The sequence below is a fragment of the Streptomyces sp. NPDC001914 genome, from assembly GCF_042891215.1.
In the GTDB taxonomy this organism is placed as follows: domain Bacteria; phylum Actinomycetota; class Actinomycetes; order Streptomycetales; family Streptomycetaceae; genus Streptomyces.
Genome location: NZ_JBIASW010000004.1, coordinates 312,162 through 331,854, shown reverse-complemented (window position 1 = coordinate 331,854; position 19,693 = coordinate 312,162). Strand labels below are relative to the sequence as shown.

Here is a 19,693-nt window from a genome sequence, read left to right as displayed (position 1 = left end):
AACGGCCTGCTCCGTGCCGGACGGCCCGGCACAGGCCGGACGCCTGTCCGGCCAGGGATGCGGCCAGGGACCCGGCCAGGGATCCGGTCGGGGATCCGGTCGGGGACGGGACGGGCATACGGGCCCGACGTGGCCGCTTCGGTCAGCCGGGCTCGCCCACCGGCACGGACCCACCCACTGGCACGGACCCACCCACCGGCCCGGGCTCGCCCACCGGCCCGGGCTCGCCCACCGGCCCGGGCTCGCGCACCATGAACACGTCCACCGGATCCTCCGACTCGACGGTGAACCCGCAGCGCTCGTACAGCCGCCGGGCCGGACTGCCCTGCAGTACGTTCAGCCGGACCCGGACACCGGCGCGGTCACACCGCTCCAGGAGTTCGCCGAGTACGCCCGAGCCGATACCGGACCCCTGAAGCTCGGGTGCCAGATAGAAGTGCTCGACCCAACGGGCGTCCTCCGCCGGGCGCAGGGCGACGGACCCGGCGAACGCGCCGGCGACCTCGATCACCCAGGTGTGGGACGGGTCGAACGCGTCCCGCAGCCGCTGGCGCACCCGGTGCGGGTCGTAGCGCCCGAGCCGCTCCAGATCCGGCCGCATCACCACGGCACGCAACTCGACCACCGCCTCGACGTCTCGGAGCGACGCCGGCCGTAGATCCCACTCAGCCATGATGATCACACTAGCGCCCGAGAGGGATCAGAGACCCGCGGCCTTCCGTTCGGCCTCGGTCAGCGGGGGGCCGTCCAGCAGGGGCAGCTTCCGGCCGAGGAAGACACGGAAGAGCATGTCGGGCGCGAGGAGCCGGACCGGTGGCCGCTCCATGCTCATGACGTCCAGCAGTACCCGCAGGGCCTGGGGGTCGCGCGCCCCGGCGTCGACGGCGCGGTCGATGAATCTGGCGGCGGCTCGTTCCAGTCCGCTCGGCGCCTCGTCCGTGGCACCCGGGTAGAGGGCGTCCTGGCCCACGGCGAGGTCCCAGGCCTGCCCCACCGGGCGTGCCGCGCGACGCTGGATGTGCCTGGCCGTCTCCGGGGAGGCGATGGCATGCCGCGCGAGCACCTTCCTGAGTTCCAGGACACCCTGCGCGGCCGCCGTCAGGCCGTGTCCGTACACCGGGTTGTATCCGGCGATGGCGTCCCCCAGCACGGCGAAGCCGGCCGGCCAGCCGGGCAGCTTCTCGTAGTAGCGGCGCTTGTTGGCCGTGCTGCGGGTGGTGACGACGTCGGTGAGCGGTTCCGCCCCGGCGAGGAGGTCACCGATGACGGGATGGGGGAGTGAGCGGGCGAAGGCCACGAACTCGGCGTTGTCGCGGCTGGGCCGGCCTCCTCGGCTGCCGGAGAGCGTGACGAGCCACTTGCCCTCCTCGATGGGAAGGATGATGCCTCCCCTGCCCGGCGGCCGTGTGGGGTCCGCCTGCACGTTGACGATGGGGAAGTCCTCGCCCGTGGACGCGGGGGCCCGGTAGATCCGGCTCGCATAGCCGACCCCGGCGTCGACGACCTTCTCCTGAACCGGCGGCAGGCCGAGGTCGGTCAGCCACACCGGTGCGCGGCTCGCGCGTCCGGTGGCGTCGACGACGAGGTCGGCCGAGAGGGCCGCCGCTCCCTCGGCATCACGCAGGCGTACCCCGGTCACGCCATCCGCGCTGCCCTCGAGGGCGAGGAGTTCGGTCCGCTCGCGCAGGTTCACGCGGGGCCGCCGGAGGACCTCGGCGCGGATCGTCGCGTCGAGCAGGTCGCGGCTGCACACGAGGTTGACGTGGTGGGCGTTCTCGAACCGCCGGAACCACTGCCCGGAGGGTGCCTTGCTGACCATGCCCGACATGATCGGCACGCGGCGGGCACCGCGGGCGACGAGCCGGTCCGTGATGCCGGGCAGCAGGTCCTCCAGGGCCCGCACCCCGCCCGACCACAGCAGGTGCGCGTGGCGGGCCTGGGGGAGTCCCTTGCGCGGGGCGGGCAGCCTGGGCAGGACGTCGGACTCGATGACCGTGACATCCGCGTGGTCGGAGAGTACGGCCGCCGCGAGCATGCCGGTCATACCTCCTCCGATCACGAGAGCGGCAGGCCGACGACCGGACGTTCTCTCGGGCATTGGCGGAAGCACCCTTTCTGGCGGCCGTCCGGCCGGGAGGGCTCCTGACAGACGGTTGCCGCCAGAAGCACAGAAGTTCGAGCTGTGGGGGGACAACGTACCTTCACGTGCAGGGTTGTTGGGATCACTCCTGGCGCACGTCCTGCAGCGCCGCGCGTCGGCGGGCTGCCGCGACGATGGGTGAGGTCCCGATGGCGCGGGCGAGCCGCACCCTCGTGTGGGGTCGCTCCACGGTTTTGAGGAGACCCGCCTCGGCTGCGAGGTAGGTGTTGTGACGTGCCGTCACATAAATGCGGGCGGCGGCGAGCATGGCGGCGTCCGCCACCACCCTCGCGTCCTCCAGCACCGTCTGTCGTGCGGGCCCGGACCCGGCCGGAGCGGCCGACTGGCGAAGTGCCTCGGCGTAGGCGGCGTCACGGATGTCCATGTCCAGGTAGGGCCCGCAGGCCAGGACGCCGTCGAGGATCGTGATCTCCTGCTGGGTCAGTCGCACCACGGGAGAGGTCCACCAGCGGAACTCCGCCGTCGCGGAACCGCGCAGCTCGCGCAGCTCCGCCCAGAGCGGTTTCTGGAGCCGGTAGCGGTTCCAGGCACGCACGTTGTCCGCGAGCGGAGGGCCGAGGCGGGGCAGCGCGAAGCCGGAGGCGACAAGGACGCCGGCGAGCGCGACCAGCGGCGGCGACACGTCGGTGCTGAGGAAGTCCCAGTCGCGTCCGCTCCAACGGGCCGCCATGGCCGTGTACTTCACCGCCTGGTAGGCAAGGTCGAAGCAACTGCCGACGACGATGAGGGCCAGGCCCGTGCGCGTGATTCCGGTGACCATCCGGAGCCAGCCGAGACACATGCACGTCAGGGTGACGGTGGCGAGGGTGTGGAACACGAGATACAGCAGGATCATCTCGCGCATGTACGGCGTATTGGCGTAGTAGGTGTCCAGGTCCCGCGTGCGCTCGACGGGCGCCTCGGCCAGCCCGAAGAGCACCACGATCCCGGTGATCACCAACGCGTAGAGGGCGATGACCTGGAGCATCCGCCGCCTGAGTCCGGGGAGGGGCCCGCCCCGCCACGCGATCATCAGGACGAGGTAGGAGGCGCTCAGCGCGGACATGCCGCAGTAGACCAGCGGTCCGGAGAAGTTGGATATCCCGGTGAAAGCGTTGACGGCGGTGATCGTCGGGGGTGCGGAGAGCACGCAGACGGCGGACCCGATGAGCAGGATCGCTCCACTGGGCATGATCACGGGGTCCCGCCATCTCCCCCTCATCGAGGGGAGTTTGACCGCGACGGCGATCAGCAGGATCGCACCCGGGACGTAGAACACCAGACCGCCGCCGTTCACCGCTCACGGTCCTTCCGGGCAGGGCGCGACCACGGGCTCACGGCGGCCCGGACGCGTGCGGGGGCTGGGGCGGCGGAAGAGCTCATGTGGGTGATTTCTCGCCATCCTCGACGTGTCGGACGGCAGGACGGGACGGCGCCGCCGGATCCGTACCGACCGTGGCCACCACCGGTAAGTTCCGCAGGGCGCGGGACACCCCGATGAGAGCTGCGCGCGCGGTCGGAACGGCGGACTCCCCGGGAACGCGGGGTGCCCGGGTGCGGCCCTCGTGCGTGGCCCGCGAGGCCGCGCGGATCATCGCCGCCTGACCGATGAGGACGGCTTCCGGGCAGGTGACGCCGGCGGCTTCGGCGGCCGACTGCGCGCCCGCGCGGACGTCGTCGTCGAGCTGCGGACGTACGAGACTCAGCCCGTCCTGGATGCCCGCCTCGCGTCGGGTGAGGTGGACCTGGGGCGAGGCGTACCAGCGGATGGGCGCGGCCAGCGACGTGCCGGGACTTGCGCCACGGAGCTCGTTCCACAGCGGCCCCAGCTGTACGTACGTGGCAAGGGTCCGTCCGGTGGCGACCGCCCAGGGCCCCACCAGTGGCAGCAGGAATCCGACGATGGCGAAGGGGGCGGCCATGGCCGAGAGGAGCGGAGAGAAGGTGGTGCTGAGCACGTCCCAGTCCCGGCCGCCTCTGTGGGCGGCCACCGCCGCCAGCTTGAGGCCGCTGAAGGAGAGATTCAGCAGCCAGCCGACGCACAGGATCCACAGGCCCGCACGCAGCCAGCCGTGGACCTGGAGCGCCCAGCGCCAGCACATCACCGTGGTGACGAGAGCCGCGGTCATGTGCGCCATCAGGTACAGCATGATCATCTCGCCGATGTACGGCGCTGACGCGTAGTACGTGTCGAAGTCCGTGCGGCGTTCCACCGGAGCGTCACCCAGGCCGAACAGAACGACCAGCACGGCGACGACCAGCGTGTAACCAAGGAGCCAGCATCGCGAGACCCGCCGCACGTGCTCGGTGGAGCCACCGCGCCAGTGAACGATCAGCAGCAGGCAGGCGGCGCTGAATCCGCTGATGATGATGTACACCAGCAGACTCGAGGCGTTCGGGATCCCGCTGATGTCGTTCACCGCGGCGATCGTCGGGGGAGCGGCGAAGAAGAATCCCGCGCCTCCCACGGCGATCACCACGCAGACCGAGCGGACGAGCGGGTCACGCCAGGCCCTCCGCAGATCCGGAAGCTTCACGGCGAAGCAGATCCACAGGGCGGCGGCGGGTACGTAGTAGCCGAAGGAGTCCACGGGCTCAGACCTGCCGGCGGCGGTTTCCCAGCGACGCGTTGATGCGTCCGGCGATGTCCCCGCGCTCCGTCGGCATGCTGCCGGGCTCGCTCTCCAGCCAGACGCGGAACCGCGTGGCCGCCAGCAGGCCGAACATCTCGGCTGCCCTCTCCTCGTTGTGCTTGAACTCGGTGCGCGCGGCAACCCTGCGCACGGTCTCGTCCAGCTCGGGCAGGTCCGGCCGGGTGGCCAGCATCCGGGTCGCCAGGGACCGGCCGACGGCGTGGCTGCCGCAGGCACCGTCGAGCAGATGCCAGACCTCGTGGAAGAAGATCGCCAGTTGATGGAGCGGGGTCGCCCGCTCGTCGATCACGATGATGTCGCGGTCGGGCAGATCGAGCCAGAGGCCACTGGCCGTCCGGTGCGGGAACTCCTTGCGGAGGACGACGAGTTCCCGTCCCGTCCTCGCGCCGATCAGGGGGATCAAGGCGTCGAACAGCGCGTCCGGCTCCGCGGGCACGGGCAGCCCGACACCGGCGACCAACTCGCCGACGAGACGACGCATGACCCTTACCTTGCGCACTGTTCTCCCCAGGAAGTGCGAGAAGCCTGCGGCTTCGTGTCAGCGTTCTTCGCTCCGTGCAGGTCGATGCCGATCCGGGACCTCGGCGCGGTCAGCCTCCGTACGCAATATGCCAAACCCGCGCTTGCCGTGCACGGGCAACCATCCGAAGGCGACATCGCGGTGGGCTATTGATACTGAACAAGTCCGATAAAAGCAGACCCGTGAGTGCTGGGCCGGATGACTGGATACCGCCGTCGCCGACGCGGCCCGAACGGCTCCGGCGGCCACGGCGGATGGACCCGAAGGAGAACCGGCCATGAGCACATTCCCCACCGAGCGAGCCGTCCGCACCACCCCGGAAGGACTTCTGTGGGAACCCAGCGCACGCTGGGTACGCGGCCGGCGCGGCGAGGTGACCGTCGTCGACAGCAGGCACCCCGTCCTCGTGTGGGAGCCGGGAGTGCCGGTCCCGCTGTACGCCTTCCCGCGCGAGGAGGTCCGCGGGGACCTGCTCCGCCCCGCGAGGAACCCCGCGACGGGCACCCACACCGGATCGCGGGTCTTCTACGACCTCGAGCTCGACGGCGAGCTCGTGGAGAACGCGGCCTGGACGTTCCCCGCCGCCGACCTCGCCGGACACATCTCCTTCGAGTGGTTCGGCCGCGTCGGCCGGGGCCTCGACCACTGGTACGAGGAGGAGGAAGAGATCTTCATCCACCCCCGCGACCCCCACAAACGGGTGGACGCCATGGCGAGCAGCCGTCACGTGCGCGTCGAGATCGACGGCACGCTCGTCGCCGACACCGTCCGCCCGGTCCTGCTCTTCGAAACGGCCCTGCCGACCCGCTTCTACATCCCGCGCGAGGACGTCCGCACGGAACTGCTCGTCCCCACCGACCACCACACCGGCTGCCCCTACAAGGGCACGGCCGACTACTGGTCGTTGCGGGACGCGGCAGCCGTCCCGGCCAACATCGTCTGGAGCTACCCGGATCCCCTGCCGGCGGTGCACCCCGTCAAGAACCTCCTGTGCTTCTACAACGAGGCGGCCGACATCACCGTCGACGGCGAAACCCTGGAGCGCCCCGTCACCCCGTTCACCCGAGGCCTCTCGGCACAGACACCAAGGTGAGACAGCGATGGAAGAACGGACGCGGATCTTTCCATCCGGCGACGCGAGGATTACGCCGCGGCGCTGAAACCGCGCATGCGAATGCGCCTCTCGGCTGCTGACCTCTGGGCAACCGGTCGCCGCTCGGCGGCGTCGCCCCGCATCGCGCTGGTCACCGGCCGGGCGTACCGGCGCTCCCCGCTCGCCGGTACGGTGGGAACCCCCTGAGGGAGGTTCAAGTCCGTGTCCCCCGACACCATGTGGAGCATCGGAGAGCTCGCCGAGCGCGCCGGAGTCACCGTCAAGACGGTCCGCTTCTACTCGGACCGGGGCCTGCTGCCCGAAGGCGCGCGCAGTTCCGGCGGCCACCGCCGCTACGGCCCGGAAGCGCTCGACCGGCTGAACATGATCCGCTCGCTGCGCACCCTCGACCTGCCGGTTCCCGAAGTCGAACGGGTCCTCGACCAGGACGACACGCTGGAGGACGTCGTCGCGGGACAGCTCCGGCAGATCGGCTCGCGACTCACCGCGCTGCGCTGGCAGGAGGCGGCCCTCCAACTGCTCCAGGACTGCGCCCCCGAGGAGCGTGCCGCTCGCCTGCGGCTGATCGGTTCCGTGTCCGTCCCGCCCAGCACCGCGCCGCTGGCCCGCTTCTGGCGGCGCTGGCTGCCACCACGGCTCCCGGCCCGGCTCGTCTCCGCGATCGTCGACCACTCCGTTCCGCAGCTCCCCGATGGTCCGACACCGGCCCAGGTGCTGGCCTTCACACGGCTGCACGCCTTCGTCACCGCCCCCTGCCCCGGCACGGGCCATGGCCGGCCCGCGGCGCACCGGCCCGGCGGAGGCCGTCCGGCCGTGCTCTACGACGGTCTCGTCGAGGCGTACGCGCTGGCGTCGCCGCAGGTGCGCGCGGAGCCGTCACCGCGAGCGGGCGAGGCGCTCGACTGCTTCGTCTCCGCCTACGCCCGCTCCCGTGACACGCGGGACACGCCCGCGTTCCGCCGGGGACTCAGCGGGCAACTGGCCGCGGACCCCCGTATCGACCACTACTGGGATCTCACCGCCGAGATCACGGCCTCGCCCGAACCGACCCCCGGCGCCATCCACGACTGGCTCCGTGACGCGCTGGACGAGCAGGTCGCCCGGGCGGGCTGAGCCGGGCACGTCCCCGTGCCGCGTCCCTTGTGTTCTCCGGAAGCGAAGCGGGAGGATCACCGGACCGACGGACCGTGGGGGCTGCCGGTTGACGGTGGGGGAGAGCGGGTGACGGGGGAGACACGTCTGCCGGGAGAGCCGAACCCGGCGGAGCGGCGATACGCCTTGATGATCGTCGGAGCCGTGCTGGTCGCCATGTTCATCGGCCTCTTGATCGAGGGCCCCGGCAAACACGACCGGGTGACAGGCAGCCAGGGGCCGTTTCCCAAGCCGTTGGGGTCGGCGGCGCCGGCCGCACCGACGCAGGTCGTGCACCGGTCCCATCGTCCCGTGGCGATCGTCCATGGACTGGCCGTCGAGACGACCGACTTCGCCCTCGTCGCCCTGAACGCGTGCACGGGCAAGGAGTATTGGCGCTACGAACCCTTCGGCGACCCCGACGTGGTGTCGGTCGAGGTGTCGGCCGACACGGTGGCGGCCTGGTTCGACGACGGGAAGCTGGTGGCCATCGATCTGCGCACCGGGACCGTACGGTGGCGCGCACATCTCACCAGTCGAGGATTTCGTGGCCTCGACATCGGCGCGGGCCGGATCTTCGTGGAGACCTCGGGCGCGGTGACCGCCTTCTCCGAGCGTGACGGCGACGTGTTGTGGAGGATGAAGGAGGCTTCCCCGTCCTGCACGGACCCGACACCCTGGGACGTCCACGACATGGCGGAGCACCTGACGGTCGTCAACATGAACTGCGATGCCTCGGACGAGCAGAGCGGCATCCTGATCGGCGTCGACAGTCGCAGCGGAGCCGAGCTGTGGAGGCGTCCAGTCCGGCAGCACGTGCGCAGGGCCGACGGCCACACGCTGGTCGCGGTCGCCCCGACGGACACCGGACAAGCGGGTGGAGCGCCCCTCATCCAGCTCCTGGCCGTCGACAGGAACGGCGCCGAGCCGCGGGCAGAATTCACCAGCGACGATTGGTTTCCCCCGGACGCACAAGGCAGTGTCGTCATCGGCGAAGGGGACGACGAACCGCCGGGCACCTTCCACAGCACCCTGCTGACGGCGTACGACACACAGGCCGGCGAACGGGCCTGGGAGCGCCGAGCGGCCGAGGGCTTCTCGTTCGGCTCGGCCGCGATCGCCGACGGACGGGTCTACGTCGTGGAGAACTCGACGGTCCTCGACGAGTACGAGGACCAGGAACGGGACCTCCAGGCCGACCTTCTCGTCCTCGACGCCCGCACAGGAAAGCTGCTCCACAGGCTTCGTCTGCCGGACCTGACCGTCCCGGACGGAGTCCGTCCGACCGACCTCATGGTCCAAGGGGTCGGTGACGGCGCCGTCCGTCTCGGGTGGGCCGTGTCCCGGGACGACGAATGGATCGTGACCTGAGCGCTCCGAGTCGAGGAGCCGATGAGACGGCCGCTCAGAAGGTCCACCGCGTGTGGGTGTAGACCCCGTCGTCGCGACCGAAGCCGTACGCCGTGGCCGGCGCGACCGCGTACACCACCGCGTCGCCCTTGCGGAACGCGTTCCCGATTCTGTGGAAGGTGCCCTCCGGGGAGGTGATGTGCGCCCCGTACTTCGTTTCGTACGCCGTGATCACCTCTTCCAGGACGGCCGGATCGGTGACCCGTGAGGCCTCGCCCTCGATGACGAGGTCGAGGCCTTCGGTGAGCGAGTTCCCGCCGGTCGTCAGCGCGCAGTGGCTGTTGTGGGCGAGGTTCTTCGCCTTCTGCTCCGCGGGACCGGTGGAGAAGTACAACACCCCCTCGTACCAGGCGGCGATCACCGGGGTGACGTGCAGCCGGCCGTCCGCCCGAACGGTCGACACCCAGAAGATCTCGGCGGCCTCCATCGTCCGCCGGGCCTCGGCCCATTCGGTGGCCGTGACGTCCGCGGCTCCCGGGCGGGGCTGGAGCGCGGAGCTGTAGCGGGCGTCGAGCTCGGTGACGGGTTGCTTCGCGGGTTCCTGTGTCGGCATGGCGGAACTCCCTTCCTCTTCCTGACAAGGACCGGTCGGCCGCCCGGAACTCATCGCCGCGGCCGTTGTCGTGTCGGGCCACGCGCCCTTGTTGCCGGTCAGGGGGCGACGAGGGCGCTGAGTCCGTAGTCCAGTTCCGAGCCGTCGACCAGAACCGCCTCGACCGTGCGCGAACGGGGGTCGATGTCGGCCACGATGCCCTCGCCCGCGTAGCGCGGGTAGCCCGTCTCACCTGTCTCGCCGGTCGCCTCGACGGTCGCCGATCGCACGGCCGCGTCCCGGGCGGAGACGCCGTCCTTGTTCTCGACGAACTCGGGGACCAGCAGGACGGTGAAACGCTGAGATTCGGTAGTCACGCTCCGGTATTCAAGCGCCTCGCCCGGCGTCCGTCGCGCAGGCGCACGGTAGCTCTTCGCACTCGGCGGTCGGCCGAGCGGGCGACGGCGGTGGGACGCGTCGCGCGACGGGGGAAGGCATCGATCACGTGTCCACGGACGGCCGGCCGACGCGTCGGCCGTCGAGAGCAGAGGGGTGAATCGTGGGGAACAGGGCGACGGAAGCACGAACACGCACGTACGCACGGGCCGACCGCCGTGCGGGATGGGCCCGCCGGCTGGCGGCGGCCACGGGAGTCCTCGTGCTGTGCGCGCTGCCCACAGGGCCGGCGGGAGCGGCGCAGGACAACGGGCCCTCACCGGCCAGACCCCCGCTGTTCGTCTCCGACTACGGCAACAACCGCGTGGTGAGACTCGCGGCGCGGGGCGACGGCCAGACGACGGTGCCCGTCGACGGTGTCGTACGCCCGACCGGTCTGGCATGGGACGCGGCCCGCGATCTCTACGTCTCCGACACGGGCAACAACAGGGTGCTGAAGCTGGAGGAGAAGGGCGGCGCGCAGTCCACCGTGCCGACCGTCGGCCTCTCCCGCCCGCTGGGTCTCGCCGTCGACGCCCGGGGCACGCTCTACATCGCCGACAGCTTCAACGACCGTGTCGTGAAGGTCCCCGCCGACGGCAGCGGTCAGACCACCGTCCCCACGACGGGCCTGCTCCACCCCTGGGGCCTCGCCCTGGGCGCCCGCGGCGACCTGTACATCTCCGACTTCGTCAACGACCGCGTGGTCAAGGTCGCGGCGGACGGCAGCGGCCAGACCACGGTTCCCGCGGTCGGCCTGTCCCAGCCGACCGGCCTCGTCCTTAACGCCGCGGGCGACCTCTACATCTCGGACAGCGGCAACAACCGCGTCGTCAAGGTGTCCGCGCGCGGCGGTACGCAGAGCACGGTGCCGGTCACCGGCCTGAGCGATCCGCTGGGTCTCGCGCTGGACGGCCGCGGCGGCCTGTACGTGGCCGACGGTTTCAACAACCGGGTGGTACGAGTCGGCGAGGCCGGCGGCGGTCAGGTCACGCTTCCGGCCTCCGGCCTCAACACACCGACCGGTCTTGCCTTCCCGCCGGCCGACAAGCGGCCCCGCCGGTCATGACCCGTCCGGTACGGGGACGTCCACGGGCACAGGGACCGCCGATCCGGTGCCGACCTCGTGCACGGACCCGCCGCGCAGGTCCGGTGTCTTCGCGCCGACCCAGAGCACGGCGAACAGACAGAGGAGACCGCCGCTGACCAGGGCGGTCGCCCCCGAGGTCCAGCCCGCGACGACACCGCCGCGCAGATTGCCGAGGTTGGGGCCCGCCTGGCCGACGATCTGCTCGGCCGCCGTCACCCGGCCCAGCAGGGCGTCCGGGGTGTGCGTCTGGACGATCGTGCTGCGCGAGATCACCGAGACGGCGTCCCCGGCCCCGGCGAGGGCCAGCAGTGCGAGCCCGGCCCACGGATCACGCATCAGACCGAAAGCGGCGAGCGCCCCGCCCCACAGCCCCGCTCCGCAGAGCATCACCGGTCCGGGACGCCCCAGCCGTGTGATGGTCCCGGACAGCGCGGACGCCGCGATGCCGCCCACGGCGAGCACGGACAGGAACAGACCGAGGGTGCGCGGACTGCCGCCGAACCGTTCGGCGTTGACGAGCGGGAAGAGGCTCGTCGGCATCGAGAGCACGGTGGCGGCCAGGTCGGTGATCAGGGCGCCGCGCACCGCCCGGTGCCCGGTCAGGAAGCGAAGCCCGTCCAGCACGCCGTGCAACCCGGCCCGGGCGGGTGCACCCTCGGGCGGCAGAGCGGGCAGCCCGAACGCGCCGTAGAAGGAGAGCCCGAAGGACAGGGAGTCGAAGAGATAGCAGGGGCCGATGCCGGCCCAGCCGAGCAGGATTCCGCCTAGGGCCGGGCCGACGAGCATCATGGCCTGGCCGGTGACCTGCTGGAGCGCGAGCCCGGCAGCCACTTGTTCCTTGGGTAGCAGCCTCGGTACGAACACACCCGCCGCGGGAGCGCCGATGGCCGAGCAGCAGGACTGCGCGGCGACCAGGGCGAGTACGCCCGCCACCGGAACATGCCCGGTGAAGCCCTGCACGGCCAGCAGCAGCGAGACGGCCGCCTGTCCGACGGTCGCGGCCAGGTAGATCCGCCGACGGTCGCCGCGGTCCGCCCAGGAACCGGCGACCAGTCCGAACACCACCATCGGCAGTGCCTGCGCCAGCCCCACCGCGCCGGTCCAGACCGTGCTGTGCGTCATGTCCCAGACCTGGTACATGACGGTAACCATGGTCATGAAGCTGCCCAGCGTGGACACGGTCCGGCCGATCAGCAGACGCCTGAAGGCCGGGGACGTACGCAGTGGCCGGACGTCGATCAGGGTTCGGGTCAGGCTCATGAGGGACGGCGGGAGGACACGCGGAGGTCGTTCACGTCGCGCAGGGTAGCCGTCGCCGTCCGGAGGGGGCGAATCGTTTTCGGTTCGACGACCCACACGTACGGCCCGGCGGACGAGATGCCCGGGTGGCTGAGGGCGTTCCTCGTACGGCTCGGCTGCATTCCGTGGGGGGCCGCCCCGCCGGACGGACCGACGGCGTCAGTCCGTCCGGCGGCGGGCCTCCTTCACCTCGCGGTGCACGGCCCAGGCGTCGGCGACCGGGCCCAGGTGGCCGAGCTTGTCCGGGTTGAGCACCGAGCGGATGGCCTGGATCCGGCCGTCCAGCACGTCGAGGGCCAGCGTGTGCAGGATCTTGCCGTCCGGGGCACGGAACACCGCGCCGGGCTGGCCGTTGACCTCGTGCGGCTCGAAGGTGATGTCGACCTTGGCCAGCACGGGGAACACGGACGCCAGGAGCCGGGCCACCTTCTCCGCGCCGACCACCGCCCGGGCCAGGTTCGGGGCGTTGCCCCCGCCGTCCCCGACCATCTGCACGTCGGCCGCCAGCAGACCCTGCAGGGCGTCCACGTCGCCGTCCCTCAACGCGTCGAAGAAGCGCTCCGCCAGTTCCTGCCGCTCCTTGCGGTCCGCTTCGAACCGCGGCCGGCCCGCCTTCATGTGGCGGCGTGCCCGCACCAGTAGTTGCCGGCACGCCGCCTCCGAACGTCCCACCGCCGTGGCGATCTCGTCGAACCCGAAGGCGAACACCTCCCGCAGCACGAACACCGACCGTTCCAGCGGGCTGAGCCGTTCCAGCAGGAGCAGCGCCGCCATCGACACGGAGTCGGCGAGCTCCGCCGAGCGCTCCGGGTCCTCGTACGGATCGCTCAGCAGCGGCTCGGGCAGCCAGGGACCCGCGTACTGCTCCCGCCGTACGCGTGCCGAGCGGAGCACGTCGATCGACACCCGCGTCACCGTGGCCGAGAGGAAGGCCTTGGCCGAGTCGGGCAGGGTCGTGGAGCGGTCGAAGCGGAGCCAGGTCTCCTGGACCGCGTCCTCGGCCTCGCTCACGCTGCCCAGGATCCGGTAGGCGATCGAGAACAGCAGCGGCCGCAGCTCCTCGAACTCCTCGGCCTTGTTCACGCGGGTGCCCTTTCCCTCGCTCCTGCCCTGCCCGGTCGCCGATCCGGTTCCGTCTCGTTCCATCCTGTTCAGTGGAACTGCCCCGGCTCGTAGTCACCGGCCGGCGTCCGAGCGATGATGTTCAGCCGGTTCGCCGCGTTCATGAAGGAAACCAGCATCACCAGGGCCGTGAGCTGTTCCTCGTCGTAGTGCTTGACGGCGCGTGCCCAGACCTCGTCACTGACCCCGTGGGCGCCGTCCGCGATCCGGGTGCCTTCCTCCGCCAGCTCCAGAGCGGCACGCTCGGCCTCCGTGAACACCGTGGCCTCTCGCCAGGCGGCGACCAGGTGCAGCCGTACCGAGGTCTCACCGGCGGCCGCGGCGTCCTTGGTGTGCATGTCGATGCAGAGGGCGCATCCGTTGATCTGGCTGACCCGCAGCGACACCAGTTCCTGAGTCGCGGGCGGCAGCGCCGAGTCCTTGATCGCCTTCCCGGCCGACATCAGGTACTTGAGAGCCTTGCCGGCGGTCGGGTCGGCGAAGTAGTTCAGTCGCGCTTCCATCGTGGACTCCTCGTCTCGGTGGTGACTACACCCCCGAGACGAGACAGCCCGCCCGCCTGTGACACGAACGAATGTGACCTGCGTCATGCCACCTGGCGCTGAACGGGTCTGCCCCGCTCGGCCCGGGAGCACATCTATCTGGTCGGCGGCTTCTATCAGCAACTGGGGGCTCTGGTCGTCACCGGAGTCATCGACGAGGACGCCGCCGTCGCCATGCACTACCACGGAATCAAATTCACCTGGCGGGCTTTGGAACGGCATGTCCGCGCCGAGTGCGAGCAGCGCGAAGCCATGGGTGGGGGTGGCTTCTACGGTTCCTTCGAGCACCTGGCCGTGTACGTCGAGAACACTCCGCACGCGGTGATCGGCGCACGATTTCCGCGCCGGAAGTTCGCGACTCCGCGGGATTGAGGGGGACGGAGCCGCCTCGCACGGGCGAGGCAGTGCCCGGTCGCAGGAGAAGTCCGGCACTACCCTGCCCGCATGGCACAGCTCTCCCTCACACCGCTTCGCTTCACCCCGGACGAGATCGCCGAGGTGGTCGACCTCTACGCGAGCAACCCCGAGTACTGCCGTGCCGCCGGCGAGTACGACCCCGAGGCGGTTCCGGCGGGCAAGGTCGAGGCTGACCTGCGGGAAGAGGCGGGCACCGAGGGCTGCGAGGTCCTGCTCGCCCGGAACGAAAGAGGCCGGATCGTCGGACTGCTGTGCCTGCTCGACCGTCACCCCACCGACGGCCACCCGTGGATCGGGCTGCTGCTGGTGCACGGAGATCTTCACCGGCAGCGGATCGGCCGACGCCTGGCCGGGCTGGTGGAGGACCGGTACCGACGCGAGGGCAGGGAAGGCCTGAGGCTCGCGGTCCTGGAGAACACCCCGGCGTCCCTGGCCTTCTGGAGCTCCCTCGGCTGGCATGAGATCGACCGCCGTACGGACCGCCAGTACGGCCGGCCCTGCATCGTCATGCACAAGCAACTGGCATGAAGCTCTCGCGAGACACCGTTGCCGTTCTCCCCTTCCCCGGTCACCCCAGCGCGAACGAAGCCCGCTGCCGCCACCGCGATCCGTCATGGACCATGAGGTCGACGGACGCCACGCGGGTCACGACAGGGAGCCGGTCCAGAAGACCGGCCTCAGCCTCGTCCAGGACGGCGTCGTCCTGCCCCTGTGCGATGGTCAGATGCGGCACGATGTCGGCGAACTGCCCGCCGAAGGGCGGGGTTTCGGGCCAACGGTCCACGACGGCCTCGGTGAGCGCGCGGAACGGAGTGGCCGGCTCCGGGGCGAGATACAGAACCCCCGGGAACCGCCCGCACCGCTCGAACCGTGCCTCGATGCGCCTGTGACGCCCGATCACATCACTGATGGCGGCCAGCGTGTCGCCGTCGAGGCGGCCCTCGGGGAGAAAGGGGAAGAGCACCGTGACATGGGCCGGCATGCCCGAGCCGACGGACGGGTCCAGCCGGTCCCGCCACGCCTGAACGGCGGGCTCGGCCTCGGGAACCGTCACCACGAGGCCGGACCGTGCCACTTGATCAGTACCGGAGTCGTTGCCAGTCATCGCCCTTGTCTATCCGTGGACGAGGGGGTCCGCGACCGATTTTCGATGTCGGCGGCCGGCACCGCTGTCGCCCTGCCCGTGCCCTCGCTTTCGCACGTCAGGGCCGCAGGCCTGCCTGCCTGAGCGTCAGCATGGACAACTCCGCGATGACCTGCTGATCTCCCCGTCGCCAGGCGTCGGCGAGGCCGCCCGGTGGGGTGGGGATCGCGGCGAGGGCGCGCTGCGGTCCGGTCAGAGCACGCAGGGCGAGCAGGTCGGCGCCGCCGGGAGCGTCCAGCAGGCGGCGGGTGGTGGTGCTGCGCCGGATCCAGCGGACGCGCGGCGGAAGCCACAGCACGAGGACGAAGGCCACCGAGAGCACGATCAGGGCGATCGAGGCGAGCAGGGCCACCCGGCCCACGAGGTCCTCCAGCGACTGACCCGCATCCGAGAGGCCGGTGGCGGCGTCGGCGGCGGACCGGAGAGGCTTCTTCAGGGTGTCGCCGACGAGCGGCACCTTGGAAGCCGCGTCGCCGGCGTCGTCGAGACCGTTGGAGAGGCTGTCGCCCGCGCTCTGGGCCTCACGCCCCGGCTCGGCCAGCAGCATGATCGCGTGGTGGACCACCAGGGCGAACTTCACCGCGACCGCGATCAGTGCCACGGCGATCAGGTCGGCGACCACCTGACGGCTCCGGCGCGCTGGGGTCTGGGCGTAGAGGCGCATGGGCGTGCTCCTGTTCCGGCGATGGGGGAGCGAGCGGGGGCGAACGCGAACGGTGGCACCGTGCCGGGGATCGACGGGGATCGACGGGGATCGACGGGGACAGAGGTCGAGGAGGGTAGGAGGGCGGGCCCGAAGGGCTTCCCGGGCAATGGTTACATTCCGTCAGTACGACTTCCCGTCTTTCGCGAAGTCGTGCATGGCGTGGTGAGCGAGTGAGTGAGTGAGTGGGAGGGAGAAGAGAAGGTGTCCCCCCGCAACGGCAGCGGACACCTCGACAGGAGCGCCGCCTCGGTCAGCCGCGTCCCGCTCGCCCCAGCGCCTGCCAGGCCTCGGTGGCGAGGGTGGCTACGAGGTCGGCCGCGGGCGGCAGGTCGGTGACGAGGTCGACGCCCTCTCCCGCCCAGACCGGCAGCGCGGGTACGTTCCCGCTCTCGACATCGGTCCGATAGGCCAGGCGTGCCGCCGCGGGGTCCGCCGCGAGTTCTTCCTCCCGGCCCCGCCACAGGTCCAGGTAGGGGTGCCCCAGGGTGCGGGCCGTGTACTTCGACGGCCAAGGGGAGTTCCGCGCGATGTCGAGGACGCGGTTTCGCTCCGTGTCCTGTCCACGCCCGTCGACGAGCGCCTTGGCGGTCGAGGGGTCGACAAGCGCCTCGGCCGTGGCCTGGAAGCGGGTGCCGATGACCGCCCCGGCGGCGCCCAGAGCCAGCACGGCCGCGACACCCCGGCCGTCCGCGATCCCGCCCGCGGCCAGCACGGGTACGTCCTCGGCCACGTCTACGACGACGGGTACGAAGGGAAGTGTCGCGATCCCGCCCGCCGCCAGCATGGGTACGTCCTCGGCCACGTCTACGACGACGGGTACGAAGGGAAGTGTGGACCGCCCGTGCCGGCTTCCGTGCCCGCCGCTCTCCGTCCCCTGCGCCACGATGACGTCGGCGCCCAGCTCCAGCGCCTGCCCGGCCTCGTCGAGATCGGTGACCTGGACGATCACGGCCGCGCCGGCCGCACAGACCCGTTCGACGTACGGGCCGGGATCGCCGAACGAGAACATGACCGCGGCCGGGCCGTACTCCAGCGCCTGTTCGTTCACGGCCGTACCGACCGCCCAGGTCAGGAACCCGACACCCCACGGTCTCCCGGCCCCCGCCACGATCGGCAGCTCACGCGCCAGCCAGTCCGGATCGCCGCCTCCGGCGCCCAGCAGACCGAGTCCGCCTCCACGCGAGACGGCCGCCGCCAGCTCACCGCCGGCCGATCCACCCATGGGAGCGAGGGCGATGGGGTGCTCGACACCGAACAACGCCGTGAACGCGGTCGACAGGGTCATGACGGCCATCATCCCCTTCGCCCGCGGTCGAGGTGTCGGGATCGTCACACGTCGGCGAGCAGGTCGTCGAGCGGGGCGGGTACGCGGTCGGGGGAGAGGGCCTGGACGAGGGCGCGGCCGTAGTGGATCTTACGGCCCTTCTTCGTGCCGAGGAAACGCCTCAATTGCCGCTCCGGGGAGCGGCCGTGCTGTGCCGGCTGGCGGACGAAGGTCCGCAGGGCGCGCAGATCGCCCTCGGCGCGAATCAGCTCCTCCACTCTGGAGACGCCCAGCGCGCGGATGAGTTCGTCCTCCAGATCGGCCGCGCAGACGAAGAACCTCCGCCGCCCCGCCATGCTCACGTCAGTGGCGTCGTCAGTGGCGTCAGTGGCGTCAGTGGCGTCAGTGGCGTCAGTGGCGTCAGTGGCGTCCGCTTCCAAGGCGCGGGCGTAGTAGCCCCGTTCCGCCTCGTCGCACAGTCCCGTGAGACGCAGGCCCAGACCCGGTGGGCCGAGGAGACGGGCGAAGCGCCCCACGCTCATGGCACCGTTCATCGCCAGGAGGCACACTCCCTCGGCCTCCAGGTCCCGGCCGCGCATGCGCGCGAGCGCGTCGACCGCCGCGAGATCGCTCGGCCCTTCGAGCAGAACGACCGTCTTCACCGGCAGCTCGGCGGCCAGCTCGCCCGCGAGGTCTCCCGGGCCACCGGCCGCCCACGCGGTCACCGTCTCCCGGAACGCCCCCATATCGCTCATGTGCCGAGTGTGATCCCTTCCCGCTTGGCGTGGTAACGAATTTCCCTCGGTGTGCCGACCATGAAGTCCTCCTCACGTATGTCGAGGTGGGCGTGAGTATGCTCGCGGAGTTGTCCGTCATGAAGCGGCGGAGTGGTGGCGGGTGAAGGGGATCATTGAATGATGACGTCGCAGCCCGGGGCTGCCGGCGTGTTTTCTCCCGAGCTGGAGCGCGCCGCGGCCTGGGGAACGGAAGAGCCGTCGGTGCTGCTGATCGAGGACGACCCGGGCGACGCGCTGCTCGTGGAGGAGATGGTCGCCGACAGTGCCCTCGGCATGCGCCTGCGCTGGGTGCGCTCGATGGCCGAGGCCTGCGACGTGCTCGCGACCGAGGTCCCGGACTGCGTGCTGCTCGATCTGCACCTCCCGGACGCGCAGGGCCTCGAAGCCGTGTCGACGGTGCGTGAGCACGCCGAACACGTCGCCGTCGTGGTCCTCACCGGACTCGCCGAGGAGGGCACCGGACTGGCCGCCGTGGCCGCCGGCGCACAGGACTATCTGGTCAAGGGCAGGGTCGAGCCCGAGCTGTTCGGACGGGCCGTCCGCTACGCGATCCAGCGCAAGCAGGCCGAACGCGACGCCGCGGCGCTTCAGGCCAGCCAGATGCAGGCCCAGGAGAACGCCCGCCTGGAACGGGGGCTCCTGCCGCGCCCGCTGCTGCGCGGGGACGGCGTGGAGGTCGTGACCCGCTACCGGCCCGGCCGCGCCCACGCGCTGCTGGGCGGCGACTTCTACGACATCGTGCAGAGCGCGGACGGCATCGTGCACGCCCTCATCGGCGACGTCTCCGGGCACGGTCCGGACGAGGCCGCCCTCGGGGTCGCGCTGCGCATAGCCTGGCGCACCCTGGTGCTCAGCGGTGTCACCGGCGCCGACCAGGTGGGCCGCCTGGAGGAGATCCTTCTGGCCGAGCGGGCGAGGAACGGCGTCTTCGCCACCCTGGTCGTCCTCAGTGTCAGTCCCGGCCGGCGAAGCGTCAGGCTGGTACGTGCGGGTCATCACGGCGTGCTGCTGTGCGGGGCCGGCGGGGTCGAGTGGGTGGAGGTCCGGGGCGGTCCGGCCCTCGGCATCATTCCGGGCGGCGCACGCTGGCCCGTGGAGGAAGTGGCGCTCCCGGAGGGCGCGGCGATGGTGCTGTTCACCGACGGACTCTTCGAGGGGCGCGTCGGGCGCGGCACGGAGCGGCTGGGCGAGGAGGGGCTGCTGGCGATGGCCCGTGAGCTGGCCGGTCTGCCCCCGGCCGAGTTCGTCGACGGACTCATCGACCGGGCCGAGGCCCTGGCCGAGACACAGGGTGGCCTGGCCGACGACGTCGCCGTGCTCCATCTGCGCTGGAGCTGATGAGGGTGAAGAGCGCACGAGAGAACAATGATTTCGAG

21 protein-coding genes are annotated in these 19,693 nt (G+C 71.0%); 7 read left to right on the top strand and 14 right to left on the bottom strand.

Going from position 1 to position 19,693, the window contains the following annotated elements; translation table 11 throughout:
- Nucleotides 1–142 precede the first annotated feature (142 nt).
- The 5 genes from ACFYYF_RS14070 to ACFYYF_RS14050 all read right to left on the bottom strand — a co-directional run bounded on the left by ACFYYF_RS14070 (nucleotide 143) and on the right by ACFYYF_RS14050 (nucleotide 5,275).
- Complete coding sequence (locus tag ACFYYF_RS14070; protein ID WP_388775091.1) at nucleotides 143–673, bottom strand: GNAT family N-acetyltransferase; 531 nt, start codon at nucleotides 671–673, stop codon at nucleotides 143–145.
- Nucleotides 674–700: 27 nt separating this feature from the next.
- Entirely contained in the window at nucleotides 701–2,098 is a 1,398-nt protein-coding gene (locus tag ACFYYF_RS14065; RefSeq protein ID WP_388775088.1) for an FAD-dependent oxidoreductase, read from the bottom strand.
- A 124-nt stretch (nucleotides 2,099–2,222) separates the two neighbouring features.
- Complete coding sequence (locus ACFYYF_RS14060; protein ID WP_388775086.1) at nucleotides 2,223–3,437, bottom strand: hypothetical protein; 1,215 nt, start codon at nucleotides 3,435–3,437, stop codon at nucleotides 2,223–2,225.
- 82 nt (nucleotides 3,438–3,519) lie between these two features.
- Entirely contained in the window at nucleotides 3,520–4,731 is a 1,212-nt protein-coding gene (locus ACFYYF_RS14055) for an MAB_1171c family putative transporter (RefSeq protein ID WP_388775083.1), read from the bottom strand.
- Nucleotides 4,732–4,735: 4 nt separating this feature from the next.
- Nucleotides 4,736–5,275, bottom strand: a complete 540-nt coding sequence (locus tag ACFYYF_RS14050) for a toxin-antitoxin system, toxin component (RefSeq protein ID WP_388775081.1) — start codon at nucleotides 5,273–5,275, stop codon at nucleotides 4,736–4,738.
- 316 nt (nucleotides 5,276–5,591) lie between these two features.
- Between ACFYYF_RS14050 and ACFYYF_RS14045 the strand changes: the two genes are divergently transcribed.
- The 3 genes from ACFYYF_RS14045 (at nucleotide 5,592) to ACFYYF_RS14035 (ending at nucleotide 8,930) form a co-directional block, all read left to right on the top strand.
- Nucleotides 5,592–6,407, top strand: a complete 816-nt coding sequence (locus ACFYYF_RS14045) for a DUF427 domain-containing protein (RefSeq protein ID WP_388775078.1) — start codon at nucleotides 5,592–5,594, stop codon at nucleotides 6,405–6,407.
- A gap of 222 nt (nucleotides 6,408–6,629) precedes the next feature.
- The gene (locus ACFYYF_RS14040; protein ID WP_388775076.1) at nucleotides 6,630–7,541 is read left to right on the top strand and encodes a MerR family transcriptional regulator; all 912 of its coding nucleotides are present in this window, start codon (nucleotides 6,630–6,632) and stop codon (nucleotides 7,539–7,541) included.
- A gap of 108 nt (nucleotides 7,542–7,649) precedes the next feature.
- Nucleotides 7,650–8,930 (top strand): PQQ-binding-like beta-propeller repeat protein, encoded by a 1,281-nt coding sequence (locus tag ACFYYF_RS14035; protein ID WP_388775074.1) that lies wholly within the window; start codon nucleotides 7,650–7,652, stop codon nucleotides 8,928–8,930.
- Between the two features lie 34 nt (nucleotides 8,931–8,964).
- Here ACFYYF_RS14035 and ACFYYF_RS14030 read toward each other — a convergent pair whose 3' ends face one another.
- Entirely contained in the window at nucleotides 8,965–9,522 is a 558-nt protein-coding gene (locus ACFYYF_RS14030; RefSeq protein WP_388775071.1) for a pyridoxamine 5'-phosphate oxidase family protein, read from the bottom strand.
- 98 nt (nucleotides 9,523–9,620) lie between these two features.
- Nucleotides 9,621–9,878: a hypothetical protein gene (locus ACFYYF_RS14025; RefSeq protein WP_388775069.1), complete on the bottom strand. Its 258-nt coding sequence runs from the start codon at nucleotides 9,876–9,878 to the stop codon at nucleotides 9,621–9,623.
- A 182-nt stretch (nucleotides 9,879–10,060) separates the two neighbouring features.
- Here ACFYYF_RS14025 and ACFYYF_RS14020 point away from each other — a divergent pair, with 182 nt between their 5' ends.
- Complete coding sequence (locus ACFYYF_RS14020; protein WP_388775067.1) at nucleotides 10,061–11,005, top strand: hypothetical protein; 945 nt, start codon at nucleotides 10,061–10,063, stop codon at nucleotides 11,003–11,005.
- Here the strand turns inward: ACFYYF_RS14020 and ACFYYF_RS14015 are convergent.
- The 3 genes from ACFYYF_RS14015 to ACFYYF_RS14005 all read right to left on the bottom strand — a co-directional run bounded on the left by ACFYYF_RS14015 (nucleotide 11,000) and on the right by ACFYYF_RS14005 (nucleotide 13,950).
- A complete protein-coding gene (locus ACFYYF_RS14015) occupies nucleotides 11,000–12,286 on the bottom strand; it encodes an MFS transporter (RefSeq protein WP_388775064.1) in 1,287 nt (428 codons plus the stop codon). The genes ACFYYF_RS14020 and ACFYYF_RS14015 overlap by 6 nt on opposite strands.
- Nucleotides 12,287–12,484: 198 nt before the next feature.
- A complete protein-coding gene (locus ACFYYF_RS14010; protein ID WP_388775720.1) occupies nucleotides 12,485–13,408 on the bottom strand; it encodes an RNA polymerase sigma-70 factor in 924 nt (307 codons plus the stop codon).
- Nucleotides 13,409–13,476: 68 nt separating this feature from the next.
- Complete coding sequence (locus tag ACFYYF_RS14005; protein WP_388775062.1) at nucleotides 13,477–13,950, bottom strand: carboxymuconolactone decarboxylase family protein; 474 nt, start codon at nucleotides 13,948–13,950, stop codon at nucleotides 13,477–13,479.
- 213 nt (nucleotides 13,951–14,163) lie between these two features.
- Between ACFYYF_RS14005 and ACFYYF_RS14000 the strand changes: the two genes are divergently transcribed.
- Nucleotides 14,164–14,361 (top strand): hypothetical protein, encoded by a 198-nt coding sequence (locus ACFYYF_RS14000; protein WP_388775059.1) that lies wholly within the window; start codon nucleotides 14,164–14,166, stop codon nucleotides 14,359–14,361.
- A gap of 72 nt (nucleotides 14,362–14,433) precedes the next feature.
- Nucleotides 14,434–14,934 (top strand): GNAT family N-acetyltransferase, encoded by a 501-nt coding sequence (locus tag ACFYYF_RS13995; protein ID WP_388775056.1) that lies wholly within the window; start codon nucleotides 14,434–14,436, stop codon nucleotides 14,932–14,934.
- Between the two features lie 40 nt (nucleotides 14,935–14,974).
- On the opposite strand, the gene ACFYYF_RS13990 is transcribed toward ACFYYF_RS13995, so the two are convergent.
- From ACFYYF_RS13990 to ACFYYF_RS13975, 4 genes are all read right to left on the bottom strand, one after another.
- Nucleotides 14,975–15,511: a 2'-5' RNA ligase family protein gene (locus ACFYYF_RS13990; RefSeq protein ID WP_388775054.1), complete on the bottom strand. Its 537-nt coding sequence runs from the start codon at nucleotides 15,509–15,511 to the stop codon at nucleotides 14,975–14,977.
- Between the two features lie 97 nt (nucleotides 15,512–15,608).
- The gene (locus ACFYYF_RS13985) at nucleotides 15,609–16,214 is read right to left on the bottom strand and encodes a hypothetical protein (protein WP_361679909.1); all 606 of its coding nucleotides are present in this window, start codon (nucleotides 16,212–16,214) and stop codon (nucleotides 15,609–15,611) included.
- Nucleotides 16,215–16,506: 292 nt separating this feature from the next.
- Nucleotides 16,507–17,541, bottom strand: coding sequence for an NAD(P)H-dependent flavin oxidoreductase (locus ACFYYF_RS13980; RefSeq protein WP_388775051.1), 1,035 nt, complete (start codon nucleotides 17,539–17,541; stop codon nucleotides 16,507–16,509).
- 44 nt (nucleotides 17,542–17,585) lie between these two features.
- Nucleotides 17,586–18,275 (bottom strand): TOPRIM nucleotidyl transferase/hydrolase domain-containing protein, encoded by a 690-nt coding sequence (locus ACFYYF_RS13975; protein WP_388775048.1) that lies wholly within the window; start codon nucleotides 18,273–18,275, stop codon nucleotides 17,586–17,588.
- 162 nt (nucleotides 18,276–18,437) lie between these two features.
- Here ACFYYF_RS13975 and ACFYYF_RS13970 point away from each other — a divergent pair, with 162 nt between their 5' ends.
- A complete protein-coding gene (locus tag ACFYYF_RS13970) occupies nucleotides 18,438–19,655 on the top strand; it encodes a PP2C family protein-serine/threonine phosphatase (RefSeq protein ID WP_388775045.1) in 1,218 nt (405 codons plus the stop codon).
- Nucleotides 19,656–19,693 lie beyond the last annotated feature (38 nt).

What these genes read in the sequence shown, in the direction of transcription:
- ACFYYF_RS14030 (WP_388775071.1), bottom strand. Translation starts at nt 9,522, where the DNA reads ATGCCGACACAGGAACCCGCGAAGCAACCCGTCACCGAGCTCGACGCC.
- ACFYYF_RS13970 (WP_388775045.1), top strand. Translation starts at nt 18,438, where the DNA reads ATGACGTCGCAGCCCGGGGCTGCCGGCGTGTTTTCTCCCGAGCTGGAG.
- ACFYYF_RS13995 (WP_388775056.1), top strand. Translation starts at nt 14,434, where the DNA reads ATGGCACAGCTCTCCCTCACACCGCTTCGCTTCACCCCGGACGAGATC.
- ACFYYF_RS13975 (WP_388775048.1), bottom strand. Translation starts at nt 18,275, where the DNA reads ATGAGCGATATGGGGGCGTTCCGGGAGACGGTGACCGCGTGGGCGGCC.
- ACFYYF_RS14005 (WP_388775062.1), bottom strand. Translation starts at nt 13,950, where the DNA reads ATGGAAGCGCGACTGAACTACTTCGCCGACCCGACCGCCGGCAAGGCT.
- ACFYYF_RS14015 (WP_388775064.1), bottom strand. Translation starts at nt 12,286, where the DNA reads ATGAGCCTGACCCGAACCCTGATCGACGTCCGGCCACTGCGTACGTCC.
- ACFYYF_RS13980 (WP_388775051.1), bottom strand. Translation starts at nt 17,541, where the DNA reads ATGACCCTGTCGACCGCGTTCACGGCGTTGTTCGGTGTCGAGCACCCC.
- ACFYYF_RS14050 (WP_388775081.1), bottom strand. Translation starts at nt 5,275, where the DNA reads ATGCGTCGTCTCGTCGGCGAGTTGGTCGCCGGTGTCGGGCTGCCCGTG.
- ACFYYF_RS13985 (WP_361679909.1), bottom strand. Translation starts at nt 16,214, where the DNA reads ATGCGCCTCTACGCCCAGACCCCAGCGCGCCGGAGCCGTCAGGTGGTC.
- ACFYYF_RS14065 (WP_388775088.1), bottom strand. Translation starts at nt 2,098, where the DNA reads ATGCCCGAGAGAACGTCCGGTCGTCGGCCTGCCGCTCTCGTGATCGGA.
- ACFYYF_RS14070 (WP_388775091.1), bottom strand. Translation starts at nt 673, where the DNA reads ATGGCTGAGTGGGATCTACGGCCGGCGTCGCTCCGAGACGTCGAGGCG.
- ACFYYF_RS14000 (WP_388775059.1), top strand. Translation starts at nt 14,164, where the DNA reads ATGCACTACCACGGAATCAAATTCACCTGGCGGGCTTTGGAACGGCAT.
- ACFYYF_RS13990 (WP_388775054.1), bottom strand. Translation starts at nt 15,511, where the DNA reads ATGACTGGCAACGACTCCGGTACTGATCAAGTGGCACGGTCCGGCCTC.
- ACFYYF_RS14045 (WP_388775078.1), top strand. Translation starts at nt 5,592, where the DNA reads ATGAGCACATTCCCCACCGAGCGAGCCGTCCGCACCACCCCGGAAGGA.